This window comes from Marihabitans asiaticum (assembly GCF_007828725.1).
Lineage (GTDB): Bacteria > Actinomycetota > Actinomycetes > Actinomycetales > Dermatophilaceae > Marihabitans > Marihabitans asiaticum.
Map to the genome: position 1 here is coordinate 428,541 of NZ_VIUW01000003.1, position 16,579 is coordinate 445,119.

17 protein-coding genes and 1 pseudogene are annotated in these 16,579 nt (G+C 72.6%); 14 read left to right on the plus strand and 4 right to left on the minus strand.

Annotated features, from left to right (window positions below; all coding sequences use genetic code 11):
* The first annotated feature begins 167 nt into the window (after positions 1-167).
* The 4 genes from infC (at position 168) to FB557_RS10170 (ending at position 2,310) form a co-directional block, all read left to right on the plus strand.
* Entirely contained in the window at positions 168-803 is a 636-nt protein-coding gene (gene infC, locus FB557_RS10155) for a translation initiation factor IF-3 (protein WP_246074684.1), read from the plus strand.
* 75 nt (positions 804-878) lie between these two features.
* On the plus strand, positions 879-1,073 hold the full coding sequence (gene rpmI / locus FB557_RS10160) for a 50S ribosomal protein L35 (protein ID WP_144857488.1): 195 nt from the start codon (positions 879-881) through the stop codon (positions 1,071-1,073).
* Positions 1,074-1,109: 36 nt separating this feature from the next.
* Positions 1,110-1,499: a 50S ribosomal protein L20 gene (gene rplT / locus FB557_RS10165; protein WP_144857489.1), complete on the plus strand. Its 390-nt coding sequence runs from the start codon at positions 1,110-1,112 to the stop codon at positions 1,497-1,499.
* A gap of 28 nt (positions 1,500-1,527) precedes the next feature.
* A complete protein-coding gene (locus FB557_RS10170) occupies positions 1,528-2,310 on the plus strand; it encodes a TrmH family RNA methyltransferase (protein WP_246074686.1) in 783 nt (260 codons plus the stop codon).
* Between the two features lie 20 nt (positions 2,311-2,330).
* Here FB557_RS10170 and FB557_RS14725 read toward each other — a convergent pair whose 3' ends face one another.
* The 4 genes and pseudogenes from FB557_RS14725 to FB557_RS10185 form a co-directional block, all read right to left on the minus strand.
* Complete coding sequence (locus tag FB557_RS14725; RefSeq protein WP_281290059.1) at positions 2,331-2,624, minus strand: catalase-related domain-containing protein; 294 nt, start codon at positions 2,622-2,624, stop codon at positions 2,331-2,333.
* Between the two features lie 69 nt (positions 2,625-2,693).
* Positions 2,694-2,819 (minus strand): annotated as a pseudogene (locus FB557_RS14730) (catalase); the annotation flags it as partial.
* Positions 2,820-2,886: 67 nt separating this feature from the next.
* Positions 2,887-3,330, minus strand: coding sequence for a Fur family transcriptional regulator (locus FB557_RS10180; RefSeq protein WP_144857492.1), 444 nt, complete (start codon positions 3,328-3,330; stop codon positions 2,887-2,889).
* 34 nt (positions 3,331-3,364) lie between these two features.
* Positions 3,365-4,984, minus strand: a complete 1,620-nt coding sequence (locus FB557_RS10185; RefSeq protein ID WP_144857493.1) for an AMP-binding protein — start codon at positions 4,982-4,984, stop codon at positions 3,365-3,367.
* Between the two features lie 135 nt (positions 4,985-5,119).
* On the opposite strand from FB557_RS10185, the gene pheS reads away from it, so the two are divergent.
* The 10 genes from pheS (at position 5,120) to argH (ending at position 16,574) form a co-directional block, all read left to right on the plus strand.
* Positions 5,120-6,214 (plus strand): phenylalanine--tRNA ligase subunit alpha, encoded by a 1,095-nt coding sequence (gene pheS / locus FB557_RS10190; protein WP_144857494.1) that lies wholly within the window; start codon positions 5,120-5,122, stop codon positions 6,212-6,214.
* Positions 6,214-8,742, plus strand: a complete 2,529-nt coding sequence (gene pheT / locus FB557_RS10195) for a phenylalanine--tRNA ligase subunit beta (RefSeq protein WP_144857495.1) — start codon at positions 6,214-6,216, stop codon at positions 8,740-8,742. The genes pheS and pheT overlap by 1 nt, the downstream gene beginning before the upstream one ends.
* A 66-nt stretch (positions 8,743-8,808) precedes the next feature.
* Positions 8,809-9,852: an N-acetyl-gamma-glutamyl-phosphate reductase gene (argC, locus tag FB557_RS10200; RefSeq protein ID WP_144857496.1), complete on the plus strand. Its 1,044-nt coding sequence runs from the start codon at positions 8,809-8,811 to the stop codon at positions 9,850-9,852.
* A 5-nt stretch (positions 9,853-9,857) separates the two neighbouring features.
* Positions 9,858-10,280, plus strand: a complete 423-nt coding sequence (locus tag FB557_RS10205) for an ACT domain-containing protein (protein WP_170236276.1) — start codon at positions 9,858-9,860, stop codon at positions 10,278-10,280.
* Complete coding sequence (argJ, locus tag FB557_RS10210; protein ID WP_144857497.1) at positions 10,277-11,428, plus strand: bifunctional glutamate N-acetyltransferase/amino-acid acetyltransferase ArgJ; 1,152 nt, start codon at positions 10,277-10,279, stop codon at positions 11,426-11,428. Before FB557_RS10205 ends, argJ begins: the two co-directional genes overlap by 4 nt.
* A complete protein-coding gene (argB, locus tag FB557_RS10215; protein ID WP_144857498.1) occupies positions 11,425-12,372 on the plus strand; it encodes an acetylglutamate kinase in 948 nt (315 codons plus the stop codon). Before argJ ends, argB begins: the two co-directional genes overlap by 4 nt.
* Positions 12,369-13,616: an acetylornithine transaminase gene (locus FB557_RS10220; protein WP_144857499.1), complete on the plus strand. Its 1,248-nt coding sequence runs from the start codon at positions 12,369-12,371 to the stop codon at positions 13,614-13,616. The genes argB and FB557_RS10220 overlap by 4 nt, the downstream gene beginning before the upstream one ends.
* Entirely contained in the window at positions 13,613-14,554 is a 942-nt protein-coding gene (gene argF / locus FB557_RS10225; RefSeq protein ID WP_144857500.1) for an ornithine carbamoyltransferase, read from the plus strand. The genes FB557_RS10220 and argF overlap by 4 nt, the downstream gene beginning before the upstream one ends.
* Positions 14,551-15,132, plus strand: coding sequence for an arginine repressor (locus tag FB557_RS10230; protein WP_144857501.1), 582 nt, complete (start codon positions 14,551-14,553; stop codon positions 15,130-15,132). Before argF ends, FB557_RS10230 begins: the two co-directional genes overlap by 4 nt.
* Positions 15,129-16,574 carry an argininosuccinate lyase gene (gene argH / locus FB557_RS10235; RefSeq protein WP_144857502.1) on the plus strand — a complete coding sequence of 482 codons (1,446 nt, stop codon included), beginning with the start codon at positions 15,129-15,131 and terminating at the stop codon, positions 16,572-16,574. Before FB557_RS10230 ends, argH begins: the two co-directional genes overlap by 4 nt.
* The last annotated feature ends 5 nt before the right edge of the window (positions 16,575-16,579 follow it).

Sequence of the window (16,579 nt, forward strand, 5' to 3'; positions counted from 1 at the left end):
CGCCCGGCCAGTCCGGCCGGACCGCGGGGGTGTCTGCGTTCGGATCGGTGGGCTTCTCGGGCAGGTGACGGGGAGCCCTTCGTCGTCTCCTCGGTCCGTGATCCGAACAGCAGAAGGAGCATCACATCAGCGAGCCTCGCATCAACGACCGCATCCGTGTTCCCGAGGTGCGGCTGGTCGGCCCCAACGGGGAGCAGGTCGGGATCGTCCGGGTCGAGGACGCGCTCCGGCTGGCGGCCGAGGCAGACCTCGACCTCGTCGAGGTGGCCCCGATGGCCAAGCCTCCCGTCGCCAAGCTCATGGACTTCGGCAAGTACAAGTACGAAGCCGCCATGAAGGCGCGTGAAGCGCGCAAGAACCAGGTCAACACCGTCATCAAGGAGATCAAGCTCCGCCCGAAGATCGACTCGCACGACTACGGCACCAAGAAGGGCCACGTCGAGCGCTTCCTCTCCGGCGGGGACAAGGTCAAGGTGACGATCATGTTCCGCGGCCGTGAGCAGTCCCGGCCCGAGCTGGGCTTCCGGCTGCTGCAGCGCCTCGCCGAGGACGTCGTCGAGCTCGGGACCGTCGAGTCCCAGCCGAAGCAGGACGGTCGCAACATGGTGATGGTGCTGGCACCGACCCGCAAGAAGTCCGAGGCCAAGGCCGAGCAGCGACGCCGCCAGGACGAGGCCAAGGCCGCCAAGAACACCAAGGCCGGCGCGCCCGACGAGGCCGGCGCGTCCGACGAGGACGCCGCGGACGTCGCGGAGGCCACGGACGGGCAGCCCGCCGAGAACGGCGCTCCGGCCCAGGGCTGACCTGGAGCTCGGTCGGCCAGCACGACTCACCGCACAGACTCACCACCGCAACCAAGCGAGAAGGAGATCGGCGTCATGCCGAAGAACAAGACGCACAGCGGCGCCAAGAAGCGCTTCCGGGTCACCGGCTCGGGCAAGGTCATGCGCCAGCGCGCGAACCACGTCCACAAGTTCCACGAGAAGAGCCCGCAGCACGCTCGGCGTCTGGCAAGCGACGTCGTCGTCTCCAAGGCCGACGAGAAGAAGATCAAGAAGCTGCTCGGTCGCTGAGCGACCGGACGCCCCCGACATCGAAGGAGTAATCACGTGGCACGCGTGAAGCGGGCGGTCAACGCCCACAAGAAGCGCCGGGTCGTCCTGGAGCGCGCCAGCGGCTACCGCGGCCAGCGCTCGCGGCTCTACCGCAAGGCCAACGAGCAGGTCATCCACAGCCTCGGCTACAGCTACCGCGACCGCCGGCAGAAGAAGGGCGACTTCCGCCGCCTCTGGATCCAGCGGATCAACGCCGGGGCCCGGGCCAACGGCATGACCTACAACCGGTTCATCCAGGGCCTGCGCGCCGCCGAGATCGAGGTCGACCGCCGCATGCTCGCCGAGCTCGCGGTCAACGACGAGGCGGCCTTCGCCGCGCTGGTCGAGATCGCCAAGGCCAATGTCCCCGAGACCGGCGCCTCCACCGGTGCCGCCCGGGACTGAGCCGGAGCGCACCGCGCGATCAGCCCCCGTGCTGACCAACCCGACCTCGGATCGGGTCCGGTCGGTGCGGGGGCTCTCGCGTCGTGGCGCGCGACGCAAGAGCGGCGCGATCCTCGTGGAGGGTCCTCAGGGGGTCCGTGAGGTCGTCCGGCACGCGCCCCAGGACCTGGTCGACCTGTACGTCACCGAGGCGGCCACCGAGCGCCACCGGGACATCGTCGACGGCGCCCGCTCCGCCGGCCGCTTCGTCCACGAGGTTACCGACGAGGTGCTCCGCGCGATGTGCGACGCGGAGCACCCGCAGGGGATGGCCGCGGTCGTCTCCTGGCGCCCCGCCGCGATCGACGACGTCCTCGACGCCTCCCCGGGCACGCTGATCTTCCTCACCAACGTGCGCGACCCGGGCAACCTCGGGACCGTGATCCGGGGAGCCGACGCCGCCGGCGCCGACGCCGTGCTCGTCTCGTCGGACTCGGTCGACGTGACCAGCCCGAAGGTGGTCCGCTCGACCGCCGGCTCGCTCTTCCACCTGCCCGTGGTCACCGGCCTCGACGTCGAGGACACGCTGGACCGGCTCCGGGCGGCCGGGGTGAGGACCTACGCCGCCGACGGCACGGGGGAGCGGACCGTCGACGAGGTCGACCGCCGCTCCCCGCATGCCTGGATCATGGGCAACGAGGCTTGGGGCCTGCCGACGGAACGTCGCCGGCGCTGCGACGAGACGGTCAGGGTCCCGATCTACGGCCACGCCGAGTCGCTCAACCTCGCGATGGCGGCGACATTGTGCCTGTACGCCTCCACGCGGGGTTGAGCACCCGCATCGCCCCAGACCTACTCCTTGATCACGTCCTGCTCGTCCTTGGCGTCCTCGGGCTCCCCGCCAGGGTTGCTCGCGCCCTTCGCCTCGTCGTAGGCGGCCTTGATCCGCTGGCCGATCTGCTCGTCGATGTTGCTCCAGTACGTAAAGACGTTGGAGAGCACCGGCTCGACGACATCGTCCAGCGTGCCGGCGACCGTGGCGACGAGCCTCTCGCGCGCGGCGTCGTCGAAGACCTCGCGCACCAGGGCGCCGGGCTGGGAGAAGTCGTCGTCCTCGGGGTGCAGCTCGTAGACCGAGCGCACCATCTCGCCGTCGGCCTCCCAGCCGGTGGGGACAGGGCCCTCCTCGTCGGCGTGCGGGCGGCCGAAGCTGTTGGGCAGGTAGGTCGGCGCGGACCCCGAGTGCTCGTAGGTCATCGCCCCGTCGAAGGCGTAGGTGTTGGTGCGCTCCACCGCCGGCCGGTTCACCGGGAGCTGCTCGGCGTTGGGGCCGACCCGTGCCCGGTGGGCGTGTCGTGGATGCTGCGGTGCGTGGTCAGGGGCTCCGGTCGTGGCGCGGCGCCTGGTCCTACGGAGCGGAGCAGTCGGGGCAGTAGCCCCAGTAGATGACCTCCGCCTCGTCGATCGAGTAGCCCTTGTCGTCCGCGGCGGTCAGGCACGGCGCCGCGCCGGGGGCGCACTCGACATCACTCATCGTGCCGCACGAACGGCACACGAGGTGGTGATGGTTGTCCCCCAGCTCGAGCTCGAACCGCGCCGGGTGACCGGCGGGCTCGAAGCGGCGGACCAGCCCGACCCGGGCCAGCGCGCGCAGCACGTCGTACACGGCCTGGGTGCTCACCGACCCAAGGCTCGCCCGCGCGCCCTGGGTGAGGGTGTCGACGTCGGCGTGCGGGTGGTCGGCGAGCTCGCGCATGACGGCCAGGCGTGGGGCGGTGACGCGCAGGGAGTGCCGTCGCAGCAGCTCAGCCGCGTCGTCGCTCGCCAGGGGAGTCGCCAGGGGGGAAGACATGATCCGCCTAGAATCTCACCAATCTTGGAACGGATCAAGACTGATGGCTCAGGATCTCCTCGGCCGCCGCCCGCATCTCGACCTTGCGCACCTTCCCGGTGACCGTCATGGGGAACTCGTCGACGACGTGCACGTACCGCGGGATCTTGTAGTGGGCCAGCGAGCCGCTGGCGAACTCCCGCAACGACTGCGCCGTCATCGGCTCGGCGCCATCGCGCAGCTGCACCCAGGCCATGAGCTCCTCGCCGTACTTCTCGTCCGGCACCCCGATGACCTGGGCGTCGAGCACGTCGGGGTGGGTGTAGAGGAACTCCTCGATCTCGCGCGGGTAGATGTTCTCTCCGCCACGGATCACCAGGTCCTTGATCCGGCCGGTGATCCGCAGGTAGCCCTGCTCGTCCATGACCGCGAGGTCACCGGTGTGCATCCAGCCGTCGCGCAGCACCTCCGCGGTCTTCTCCGGCTCGTCCCAGTACCCGAGCATCACCGAGTACCCCTTCGTGCACAGCTCGCCGGGCTCGCCCCGGGGCACGGTCTCGCCGGTCACCGGGTCTACCACCGCGACCTCGAGGTGCGGCCCTACCCGGCCGACCGTCCCCACCTTCGCCTCGAAGGGGTCGTCGGCCGTGGTCTGGGTCGAGACCGGGGAGGTCTCGGTCATCCCGTAGCAGATCGTCATGTCGGTGATGCCGGCATCGATGACCTTGCGCATCATCTCGGCGGGGCAGGGGGACCCGGCCATGATCCCCGTCCGGACACTCGAGACGTCGCGCTCGGCGAAGTCCGGCAGCGCCCACTCCGCGATGAACATCGTCGGGACCCCGTACAGGCTCGTGCACCGCTCCGCCTCGACCGCGTCGAGGGAGGCGGCGGGGTCGAAGCCGGCGGCCGGGATGACCATGCACGACCCGTGCGTGATCGCCGCGAGGTTGCCCATGACCATGCCGAAGCAGTGGTAGAAGGGCACCGGGATGCAGATCCGGTCCTCCTCGGTGTAGCCGCAGTACTCCCCGACGAAGAAGCCGTTGCCGAGGATGTTGCGGTGGCTCAGGGTCGCCCCCTTCGGGAAGCCGGTCGTGCCCGAGGTGTACTGGATGTTGATCGCCTCGCCCGGGTCCAGGCTCCCCTGGCGCTCCCGCAGCTCGCCGGCGTCGACCTCGTCACCGCGCTCCAGCAGCTGCTCCCAGCCCGACGAGCCGATGACCACGGTGCGGGCAAGCGACGGGACCTCGCTGGCGATCTCCTCGAGCATCGCCGGGTAGTCGCTCGTCCTGAACCGCTCGGCGACCACCATCACCGAGATGCCGGCCTGGTCGATGACGTACTGCACCTCGTGGGTGCGGTAGGCCGGGTTGACGGTGACGAGGATCGCGCCGATCTTCGCCGTCGCGAGCTGCACGTGCACCCACTCGGCGCAGTTCGGCGCCCAGATGCCGACGCGGTCCCCGGCCGCCACACCCACGGCGAGCAGGCCCCGGGCGAGCCGGTCGACGTCGTCGCGCAGCTCGCCGTAGGTCCACCTCCGCCCGCTCTGGCACTCCACTAGCGCCTCTCGCTCGCTCCATCGCTGCGCGGTCTCGTCGAACCGGTCACCGATCGTCACGGTCGGCACGGGGATGTCGGTGCGGCCGGTGGCATGGCTCGGCGTGGTCATCGTGAGACTCCTTCGTCCGACGTGGCTGACCCGCTCATCCTCGCCGGGTCGGGCAGCGCGCGCACCCCCGCGAGCGATCCCGACGACCAAAACCCCGATCCGGTCGGCGAGCGGGCGCCCGTAGACTCTCCACCCGTGTCCGGACCCAACACCAGCTACGACCCCGTCGAGGTGGCCGCGCTCGCCCCGGAGGCGGTCGAGTCGGCCGTCGACGCGGCCCTGTCCGCGATCGCCCAGGCCGACTCGCTCGAGGACCTCAAGGCGATCCGCCCGGCCCACCAGGGGGACAAGAGCCCCCTGGCCCTGGCCAACCGCGAGATCGGTGCGCTCCCGCCGAGCGCGAAGGCCGACGCCGGCAAGCGGGTCGGTCAGGCCCGCGGCCGGGTGGGCCAGGCCTTCGCCGCACGCCAGGCCGAGCTCGAAGCCGAGCGCGACGAGCGGGTGCTCCGGGAGGAGACCCTCGACCTCACCCAGACCTCCGGGCGGCGCCCGCTCGGACGGCGGCACCCGATCGAGCTCATGAGCCAGCGCATCGCCGACCTCTTCGTCGGGATGGGCTGGGAGATCGCCGAGGGCCCCGAGGTGGAGGCCGAGTGGTTCAACTTCGACGCGCTGAACTTCGACGCCGACCACCCGGCGCGCCAGATGCAGGACACCTTCTACGTCGACCCGCGCGAGCGCGGGCTGATCCTGCGCACGCACACCTCTCCGGTGCAGGCCCGCGCGATGCTCGAGCGGGGCGTCCCGCTCTACGTGGCGGCGATCGGGCGGGTCTTCCGCACCGACGAGCTCGACGCGACGCACATGCCGGCCTTCCACCAGGTCGAGGGGCTCGCCGTCGACGAGGGCATCACGATGGCGCACCTCAAGGGCACCCTGGACCGGCTGGCCACCGAGCTCTTCGGCGAGGGCATCACCACCCGGCTGCGCCCGTCCTTCTTCCCCTTCACCGAGCCGAGCGCCGAGATGGACCTGCGGTGCTTCGTCTGCCGTGGCGAGGACGCCGCCTGCCGTACCTGCGGCGGCACGGGCTGGATCGAGTGGGGCGGCTGCGGGATGGTCAACCGCAACGTGCTCACCGCGGTCGGCGTGGACCCGGACCGCTACACCGGCTTCGCCTTCGGGATGGGCATCGACCGGGCGCTGATGTTCCGCACCGGGGTGTCGGACATGCGCGACATGATCGAGGGCGACGTCCGCTTCGACGCCCAGTTCGGGATGGAGATCTGATGCGGGTACCCGTGGACTGGCTCGGCGAGCACGTCACCCTGGCGCCGGACGTCACCGGCGAAGGGGTGGCCGCCGCACTCGTGCGGGTGGGCCTGGAGGAGGAGGGGTTGCACTCCGGCGACATCACCGGCCCGCTCGTCGTCGGCCGGGTGCTCAGCTGCCAGCCCGAGGAGCAGAAGAACGGCAAGGTCATCAACTGGTGCACCGTCGATGTCGGTGACTCCAACGGGACCGGTGAGCCGCAGGGCATCGTCTGCGGTGCGCACAACTTCGGCGTCGGCGACCTCGTCGTCGTCATCCTGCCCGGCGGGGTGCTGCCCGGCGGCTTCGAGATCTCCGCTCGCAAGACCTACGGCCACGTCTCGGCGGGGATGATCTGCTCGACCCTCGAGCTCGGGATCGGTCAGGACCACGACGGCATCCTCGTCCTCACCGACCGCCCGGACGCCGCGGAGCTCACCCCGGGCCAGGACGCGATCGCGCTGCTCGGCCTGGACCGCGAGACCGTCGAGATCAACGTCACCCCGGACCGGGGGTACTGCTTCTCGATCCGGGGAGTGGCCCGGGAGTACGGGCACGCCACGGGTGCCCCCTTCGTCGACCCCGTCCCCGCCCTCACCGAGCGGGCGCCGGCGCCCACGGCCGACGGCTACCCGGTCGAGCTGCGCGACGACCGCCCGATCCGCGGCCAGGCCGGCTGCGGCCGCTACGTGGCCCGCGTCGTGCGGGGGGTCGACGTGTCCGCGCCCACCCCGCCGTGGATGGCGACCCGGCTCACCGAGGCTGGCATGCGGCCGATCTCCCTACCGGTCGACATCGCCAACTACGTCATGCTCGACCTCGGTCAGCCGTTGCACACCTTCGACCTGGCGACGCTGGAGGGTCCGGTCCTCGTGCGTCGGGCGCGAGCCGGGGAGCGCCTGCGCACCCTCGACGGGACTGAGCGGACCCTCGACGCCGAGGACCTGCTCATCACCGACGGGGGCGAGCGGGTCCTCGCCCTGGCCGGCGTCATGGGCGGGCAGGACAGCGAGGTCGGCGAGAGCACGACCGACATCCTCATCGAGGCGGCCCACTTCGACCCGGTCACCGTGGCCCGCACCGCTCGCCGGCACAAGCTGCCCTCAGAGGCCTCGCGCCGCTTCGAGCGTGGCGTCGACCCGCTGCTCGCGCCCGCCGCGGCGCAGCGCGCCGTCGAGCTGCTCGTCGAGCACGGCGGCGGGGTGGCCGACCCCGGCGTCACCGACGTCGGCGAGCCCCCGCTCCCGACCCCGATCACCCTGCCCGTCTCGATGCCGAGCCGGATCGTCGGCGTCGACTACCCCGCCGAGGAGGTGCGCCGCTCGCTCACCGAGATCGGCGCCGCCGTGACCGGCGAGGACCCGATCGAGGTCACCCCGCCGAGCTGGCGACCCGATCTGCGCACCGGAGAGGATCTTGTCGAGGAGATCGCCCGGCTCGGCGGTTACGACCGCATCCCGTCGGTGCTGCCGACCCCGCCAGGTGGGTCGGGGCTGACCCACGCCCAGCGGGTCCGGCGCCGGCTGGCCGACCTCCTCGCAGACCAGGGTCTGAGCGAGGTGTGGAGCGCCCCCTTCGTCGGGGACGCCCAGCACGAGGCGCTCGGCCTGGACGCAGGCGCCGAGCGAGAGCGCACGGTGGCGGTGCTCAACCCGCTCTCCGACGAGCAGCCGCTGCTGCGCACCCGCCTGCTCACCACGCTCATCGACTCCGCCCGCCGCAACGTCTCCCGCGGGGCCAAGGACGTCGCCCTCTTCGAGATCGGGCTGGTGCTCGACCAGCGCGGGGAGCGTGCCGCCGCACCGACCCTCGACGTCGGAGCCCACCCCGACGCGGCGACCCTCGCCGCGATCCACGCCGGGGTCCCGGACCAGCCGCGCCACCTCGCCTTCGTCCTCGTCGGCGAGCGGGATCGGGCCGGATGGTGGGGCAGCGGCCGAGCCGCCGAGACCACCGATGCGGTCGAGATCGTCCGCGCCATCGGTGAGGCGCTCGCGCTGGAGGTCCAGCTGTGCGCCGACAGCGTCGAGCCGTTCCACCCGGGCCGGTGCGCCCGGGTCGTTGTCGTGGTCGACGGCGAGGAGCTCGCCGTGGGGCACGTCGGGGAGCTCGCGCCCGCGGTGGCCGCTGCGACGGGGCTGCCCGGCCGGCCGGTGGCCGCCGAGCTGGACCTCGACGCCCTCGTCGCGGCCTCCGGGGTGCCGGTCCGCGCCCGCACCCTCTCGACCTTCCCGGTGGCGCACACCGACGTGGCGCTCGTCGTCGACGACTCCGTCCCGGCCGCCGCGGTGGAGGGCGCCCTGCGCTCCGGGGCCGGCGCCGATCTCGAGGCGCTCGCGCTCTTCGACGTCTACCGCGGCGACCAGCTGGGGGAGGGACGCAAGTCGCTGGCCTACCGGCTCTCCTTCCGCTCCGGCGAGCGCACGCTGACGACCGACGAGGTGAGCGCCGCACGGGATGCCGCCGTCGCCGCGGCGGCGACGGCGACGGGGGCGGTGCAGCGGTAGGGCCGGGCAACGCCGCGCCAGGGGGCGCGTGTGGATACTCACTCATGGTCATGTAAGATCATGCAGATGAAGACGGCGGCGGTCGCAGGCGCGAGCGGATACGCGGGGGCGGAGCTGATCCGCCTGCTCGCGGGTCACCCGGACATCGAGGTCGGGGCCCTCACGGCCTCCGGCAACGCCGGATCCACGGTGGGCGACATCGCGCCCCAGCTCACCCCCTTCGCCGACCGCGTGCTCGACGAGACCACCCCCGAGGTCCTCGCCGGCCATGACATCGTCTTCCTCGCCCTGCCGCACGGCCATTCGGCGCGGATCGCCGCCGAGCTCGGTGAGGACACCGTGGTGATCGACTGCGGCGCCGACTACCGGCTGCGCGACGAGAGCGCCTGGACCCGCTTCTACGACACCCCCTTCGCCGGGACCTGGCCCTACGGCCTGCCCGAGCTCGTCACCGGCGACGGGACGAAGGGGAGGGAGAGCCTGCGCGGGGCCCGGCGGGTGGCGGTGCCGGGCTGCTACCCGACCGCGGTCAGCCTCGCCCTCGCGCCCGGCCTTGCCGCGGGCGTCTGCGAGCCCGAGGACGTCGTCGTCGTCGCTGCCTCGGGGACCTCTGGCGCCGGACGCGCCGCCAAGGCACACCTGATCGGCGCCGAGGTGATGGGGGCGATGTCGCCCTACGGCGTCGGCGGGGCGCACCGGCACACCCCGGAGATCGAGCAGAACCTCGCGCTCGCCGCCGGGCGAGCCGCCCGGGTGTCCTTCACCCCCACCCTCGCCCCGATGCCGCGGGGCATCCTCGCGACCGCGACCGCCCGGGTGGCCGAGGGCTGCGACGAGCGCGCGGTGCGCGACGCGTGGTCCCGCGCCTACGACGACGAGCCCTTCGTCCACCTCCTGCCCGAGGGGCGCTGGCCGCGCACCGGCGACGTGCTCGGGAGCAACCAGGTGCACGTCCAGGTCACCCTCGACGCGCATGCGGGTCGGGTCGTCGCCGTCGCCGCCGTCGACAACCTCACGAAGGGGACCGCCGGGGCTGCGGTGCAGTCGATGAACCTCGCCCTCGGCCTGCCGGAGGACACCGGCCTCCCGGTGATCGGGGTGGCCCCGTGAGCCGGATGCCGTTGCACCTGATGCAGCACCCCGAGCAGCTCGCGATCGCCCGGCTGGCCGCGGGGGAGGACCCGACCTGGCCGCTGGCCAGCGCCCGCTTCTGCTCCATCACCCGGACACCGGACGAGACCTCGGTGCTCTGCGACGCCCACCTCGTCCCGTCGGGCACCCGGCAGGAGGGGCCCTACGTCGCCTTCGAGGTCGCCGGTCCGCTCGACTTCGAGATGGTGGGGGTGATGCACGAGCTGCTCGGCCCGACGACCCAGCGGCGCATCCCGCTGCTGACGATGTCGACCTATGACACCGACTGGATCCTCGTCCCGGCCGAGCGGGCCACGGACGCAGCGACCGCCTGGCGCAAGGCGGGGCTGGTCGTCACCGCCTCGTCGCTCTCGTCCTGGACGCCACCGCCGAAGGAGGAGTCATGAGCGTCACCACCCCGCGCGGCTTCCGCGCAGCCGGGGTCACCGCTGGGCTGAAGGCCAGCGGGCGCCCCGACGTCGCCGTCGTGGTCAACGACGGCCCCGAGCACGTGGCCGCGGGCGTCTTTACCTCCAACCGGGTCGAGGCCGCCCCGGTCACCTGGACACGCCAGGTGGTCGGCGACGGCCGGGTCGACGCGGTGGTGCTCAACTCCGGCGGCGCCAACGCCTGCACCGGAGCCCAGGGCTTCGCCGACACCCACCGCACGGCGGAGCACCTGGCCGAGCGGTTGGGCGTCTCCGCCGGAGACGTCGCGGTCTGCAGCACCGGGCTCATCGGCGAGCTGCTGCCGATGGACCGGTTGCTGGCCGGGGTCGACGACGCCTCCGCCGCGCTGGGCGCCGAGGGCGGGCCCGCCGCGGCCGAGGCGATCATGACGACCGACACCGTGCCCAAGAGCGCGGCCGTCACCGGCGACGGCTGGAGCGTCGGGGGGATGGCCAAGGGCGCGGGCATGCTCGCCCCGGCGCTGGCGACGATGCTCGTCGTGATCACCACCGACGCGGTGCTCGCCGCGCCGGACGCCGACGCGGTGCTGCGCGAGGCGGTCCGCACGACCTTCGACCGGATCGACTCCGACGGCTGCCAGTCCACCAACGACACCGTCCTGCTCCTGGCCTCCGGCGCCTCGGGCATCACCCCGGGGCGCCACGAGCTCACTGAGGCGGTCCGCCGGGTGTGCGCCGAGCTCGCCCGCGCCCTCATCGGGGACGCCGAGGGTGCCCGCCACGACATCGCGGTGAGCGTGATCGGCGCTGCCTCCGAGGACGACGGGCTGGAGGTGGCTCGGGCGGTCGCGCGCAACGCCCTCTTCAAGTGCGCCGTCTTTGGTGAGGACCCCAACTGGGGGCGGGTGCTCGCCGCCGTCGGGACGACCTCGGCCGACTTCGAGCCGGGGGTGCTCGACGTCGCGATCAACGGGGTCCAGGTGTGCCGCGCGGGCGGGGTGGGCGAGGACCGCGGGAGGGTCGACCTCAGCGCCCGCGAGGTGCGTGTCATCATCGACCTGCACGCCGGAGAGCACGAGGTGACGGTGTGGACCAACGACCTCACCCACGACTACGTCCACGAGAACTCGGCGTACTCGACATGAGCGCCGAGGTGCCGACCCTGCGCGGCGCGATCGACGCTGCCGCCCTTCGCGTCGCTCGCAGCAAGGCAAGCACCCTGATCGAGGCGCTGCCCTGGCTGGAGCGATTCCACGGCGCCCTCGTCGTCGTGAAGTACGGCGGCAACGCGATGACCGACGATGCCCTGCGGCGCGCCTTCGCCGAGGACGTCGTCTTCCTGCGGCATGCGGGCCTGCGTCCGGTGGTCGTCCACGGCGGAGGGCCGCAGATCGCCGCGATGCTCCGTCGGCTGGGGCTGGCGAGCGAGTTCCAGGGCGGGCTGCGCGTCACCACCCCCGAGGTGATGGAGGTCGTGCGCATGGTGCTCATGGGCCAGGTCGGACGCGAGCTCGTCGGTCTGCTCAACGAGCACGGTCCGGTCGCCGTCGGGCTGTCCGGCGAGGATGCCGGGCTCTTCGGCGCCCGGCGCCGCAGCGTCGAGGTGGACGGCGAGGAGGTGGACCTCGGGCTCGTCGGCGACGTCGAGCAGGTCGACCCGTCGGCGGTACGCGACATCCTCGGCGCGGGCCGGATCCCGGTGGTCTCGAGCATCGCCCCGGACCTCGACGCGACCGGCCAGGTGCTCAACGTCAACGCCGACAGTGCCGCCGCCGCGCTCGCGGTCGCGCTGCGGGCCCAGAAGCTCGTCGTGCTCACCGACGTCGAAGGGGTGTACGCCGACTGGCCGGACCGGGACTCGCTGCTCAGCCGGCTCTCGGTCGCCGGCGCCCGCGAGCTGCTGCGGTCGGTGGACAGCGGGATGATCCCGAAACTCGAGGCCTGCGTACGGGCGGTCGAAGGGGGAGTGCCGCAGGCGCATGTGGTCGACGGGCGACAGGCCCACTCGATGCTCCTCGAGATCTTCACCACCGAGGGCATCGGGACGATGATCGTGCCCGACGAGACCGCCGGCGAGGCCACGCGATGAATGCAGAGACCGGCACGAGTGCACAGACCGGCACGCGCGCGCAGACCGGCACGACCGCCGACTGGCTGCAGCGCTACGACGACAGCGCGATCACGGTCTTCGGCGTGCCCGGCCTCGTCCTCGACCACGGTTCGGGATGCACGGTCTGGGACGTCGAGGGCCGCGCGTACCTCGACCTGCTCTCCGGCATCGCGGTGAACAGCCTCGGGCACGCCCACCCGGACCTCGTCGCCGCGCTGAGCAGGCAGGTCGGCCAGCTCGTCCACGTCTCGAACTTCTTCACCACGCCGGCGCAGGTCAGCGCCGCCGAGCGCGTGCTCGAGCTCGCGGCGGCGCCCCCCGGCTCCGGGGTCTTCTTCTGCAACAGCGGCAGCGAGGCCGTCGAGGCGGCGATCAAGCTCTCGCGCCGCACTGGACGGTCCCGGATCGTCGCGCTCGAGGGTGCCTTCCACGGACGCACCACCGGGGCCGTCGCGCTCACCCACAAGGCCGCCTACCGCGACCCCTTCGAGCCGCTCATCCCGGACGTCCACCACGTCCCGCCCGACGACGTCGGCGCCCTGCGGGCGGCCCTCGACGAGCGCACCGCCATGCTCATCCTGGAGCCGGTCCAGGGCGAGGCAGGGGTGCGACCGCTGAGCACCGACTACCTCAGGGCAGCGCGCGAGCTGACCACCGAGGTCGGTGCCCTGCTCGTCGTGGACGAGATCCAGACCGGCATCGCCCGGACCGGCTCGTGGTTCGCCCACCAGCAGCGCGGCATCGTCCCCGACGCGATGACCCTCGCCAAGGGCCTCGGGGGCGGGGTGCCGATCGGGGCGCTCGTGACCTTCGGCCCCGAGGTGACCGGTCTGCTCGCCGCGGGGCAGCATGGGTCGACCTTCGGAGGCAACCCCCTGGCCTGCGCCGCCGCGCTGACCGTGCTCGACACGATCGAGCGCGACGGTCTCGTCGCGCACGCCCAGCGCGCGGGAGACCGGCTGGCGCGCGCCATCACCGCGCTGGAGCACCCCATGGTGCGCGAGATCCGAGGGCGGGGCCTGCTGCGCGCCATCGCCCTGCGCGAGCCGTGCGCGGCGGCCGTGGCGCTGGCCGCGCGCGAGGCCGGCTTCCTCGTCAACCCGGTCGCCCCGGACGCGATCCGCCTCGCCCCACCGCTCGTCGTCACCGACGACGAGCTCGACCGCCTCGTCACCGCCCTCCCGACCATCCTCGACTCGGCCGCCGCCAGGAGCACCCCATGACCCGCCACCTGCTCGCCGACGACGACCTCACCCCGCAGGAGCAGCGCCGCGTCCTCGACCTGGCCCTGGCGATGAAGGCCGACCGCTACGCCCGGCGTCCGCTGGAGGGCCCACAGACCGTCGCGATCATCTTCGACAAGCCCACCCTGCGCACCCAGCTCTCCTTCGCCGCCGGAGTTTCCGAGCTCGGCGGCTACCCCATGGTCGTCGACGGCGACCTGGCCCAGATCGGGGTCCGCGAGTCCGTCGCCGACGTGGCCCGCGTCGTCGGCCGCCAGGTCTCGGCGATCGTCTGGCGCACCTACGGGCAGGACCGGCTCGAGGAGATGGCTCGACACGCCGCGGTCCCCGTGGTCAACGCCCTGACCGACGACTACCACCCCTGCCAGCTCCTCGCGGACCTGATGACGATCCGCGAGCACCGCGGCGACCTGGCCGGACGGAGCCTCGCCTATCTCGGCGACGGCGCGAACAACATGGCGCAGAGCTACCTGCTCGCCTGCGCCACCGCCGGGATGCACGTGCGCCTCGCCTCTCCGGCCAGCCACCGCCCGAGGGCCGACATCCTCACCCGCGCGGAGCGGATCGCCGCCGAGACCGGCGGCTCGGTCGGCGTCACCGACGATCCCTTGGCCGCGGTGGACGGCGTCGACGCCGTCGCCACCGACACCTGGGTGTCGATGGGCCAGGAGGGGGAGAAGACCTCTCGCCAGGCCGAGGACTCGCCGTTCACCCCCTTCGCCCTGACCCCCGAGCTGCTCGTCCGGGCCGCCCGGGACGCCCTCGTCCTGCACTGCCTCCCCGCCTACCGCGGGTTCGAGATCAGCGCCGAGGTCATCGACGGCCCGCAGTCGGTCGTCTGGGACGAGGCGGAGAACCGGCTCCACGCGCAGAAGGCGGTCCTGGCCTTCCTGCTCAGCGGAGGGAGCATGCCATGATCGTCTCGACCCGGCAGGGCCGCCAGGCCCGGATCGTCAAGCTCCTCTCCGAGCACGCGGTGCGCTCCCAGGTCGAGCTGCTCGAGCTGCTCGAGGCCGACGGCATCTCGGTGACCCAGGCGACGCTCAGCCGTGACCTCCTCGACCTGCGGGCCGAAAAGGTCCGGGTCGGGCGCGCCCTGGTCTACGCCGTCCCCGGCGAAGGGGGAGACCGCACCCCCCGGGCCGCCGTCGACCCCCAGGAGCACGACGACCGGCTCCGGCGGCTGTGCGAGGAGCTCCTCGTGACCGCCGAGCGCAGCGAGCAGATCGTCGTGCTGCGCACGCCCCCGGGGGCGGCCAGCTACCTCGCCTCGGCGATCGACCACTCACGGATGCCCGAGGTCGTCGGGTCGATCGCCGGTGACGACACGATCATGGTCGTCACCGTGGGCTCCGATGCCGCCGAGGGCCTCGTGCACCGGCTCCACGCGCTGACCGCGACCCGCGACGAGTCGACCGCGACACCACCCGCTACGACCGACACCAGCACCGACACCCCCACCGACAGCGAGACCGAGACCGAGGAGACCGCGTGACCCAGGACCAGACCACCGGCGAGGGTCGGATCAGCCTCTGGGGCGGCCGCTTCGCCGGCGGGCCGAGCGATGCGCTTGCCGCGCTGAGCAAGTCCACCCACTTCGACTGGCGGCTGGCGCCGTACGACATCGCCGGCTCGCGCGGCCACACCCGGGTGCTGCACGCCGCCGGGCTGCTCGACGACGACACCCGCGACGCGATGCTCGCCGGGCTGGAGCAGCTCCTGGCCGACGTCGAGTCCGGCTCCTTCATCCCCGCCGCCGACGACGAGGACGTGCACACCGCGCTGGAGCGCGGACTCATCGAGCGCGCCGGGGCCGAGGTCGGCGGGCGACTGCGCGCGGGGCGCTCGCGCAACGACCAGGTCGCCACGCTCTTCCGGATGTACCTGCGCGACCACGCGCGGGTCGTTGCCGCGCACCTGCTCGCCGTCGTGGAGGCTCTGCTCGCCCAGGCCGAGGACCACCCGACCGCGGCGATGCCCGGTCGCACCCACCTGCAGCACGCCCAGCCGGTGCTGCTGGGCCACCACCTCCTCGCGCACGCCTGGCCGCTGCTGCGCGACGTCGAGCGGCTGCGCGACTGGGACCGGCGCACCGCCTCCTCTCCCTACGGCTCGGGTGCGCTCGCCGGCTCCAGCCTCGGTCTCGACCCGGAAGCGGTCGCCGCCGACCTCGGCTTCGACTCCTCGGTCGAGAACTCGATCGACGGCACCGCGTCGCGGGACTTCGTCGCCGAGCTCGCCTTCGTCTGCGCGATGGCCGCGGTCGACATCTCGCGGCTGTCCGAGGAGGTCATCCTCTGGGCGACCAAGGAGTTCGCCTTCGTCACCCTCGACGACAGCTACTCGACCGGGTCGAGCATCATGCCGCAGAAGAAGAACCCCGACGTCGCCGAGCTGGCCCGCGGCAAGGCCGGCCGGCTCATCGGTGACCTGGCCGGCCTGCTCGCGACGCTCAAGGCGCTGCCGCTGGCCTACAACCGGGACCTGCAGGAGGACAAGGAGCCGGTCTTCGACGCCGTCGACACTCTCGAGCTGCTGCTGCCCGCTGTGGCGGGGATGGTGGCCACGCTGAGGTTCCACACCGACCGGATGGCCGCTCTCGCGCCCCAGGGCTTCTCGCTCGCGACGGACGTGGCGGAGTGGTTGGTTCGCGAAGGGGTGCCCTTCCGCATCGCGCACGAGGTCGCCGGGTCGTGCGTGCGGGTGTGCGAGGAGCGAGGCATCGAGCTGTGGGACCTCTCCGACGCGGACCTCGCCGCGATCTCGCCGCACCTCACGTCCGGGGTGCGCGAGGTGCTCTCGGTGCAGGGATCGATGGCCTCCCGGGACGCGAAGGGGGGAACCGCCCCCGCCCGCGTGGCCGAGCAGCTGCAGGCGGCCCGAGCCCGTGCCGACGAGCTCGGGGAGTGGGCGAGCACCCGCATCGTCGCCCGCTGAGCATT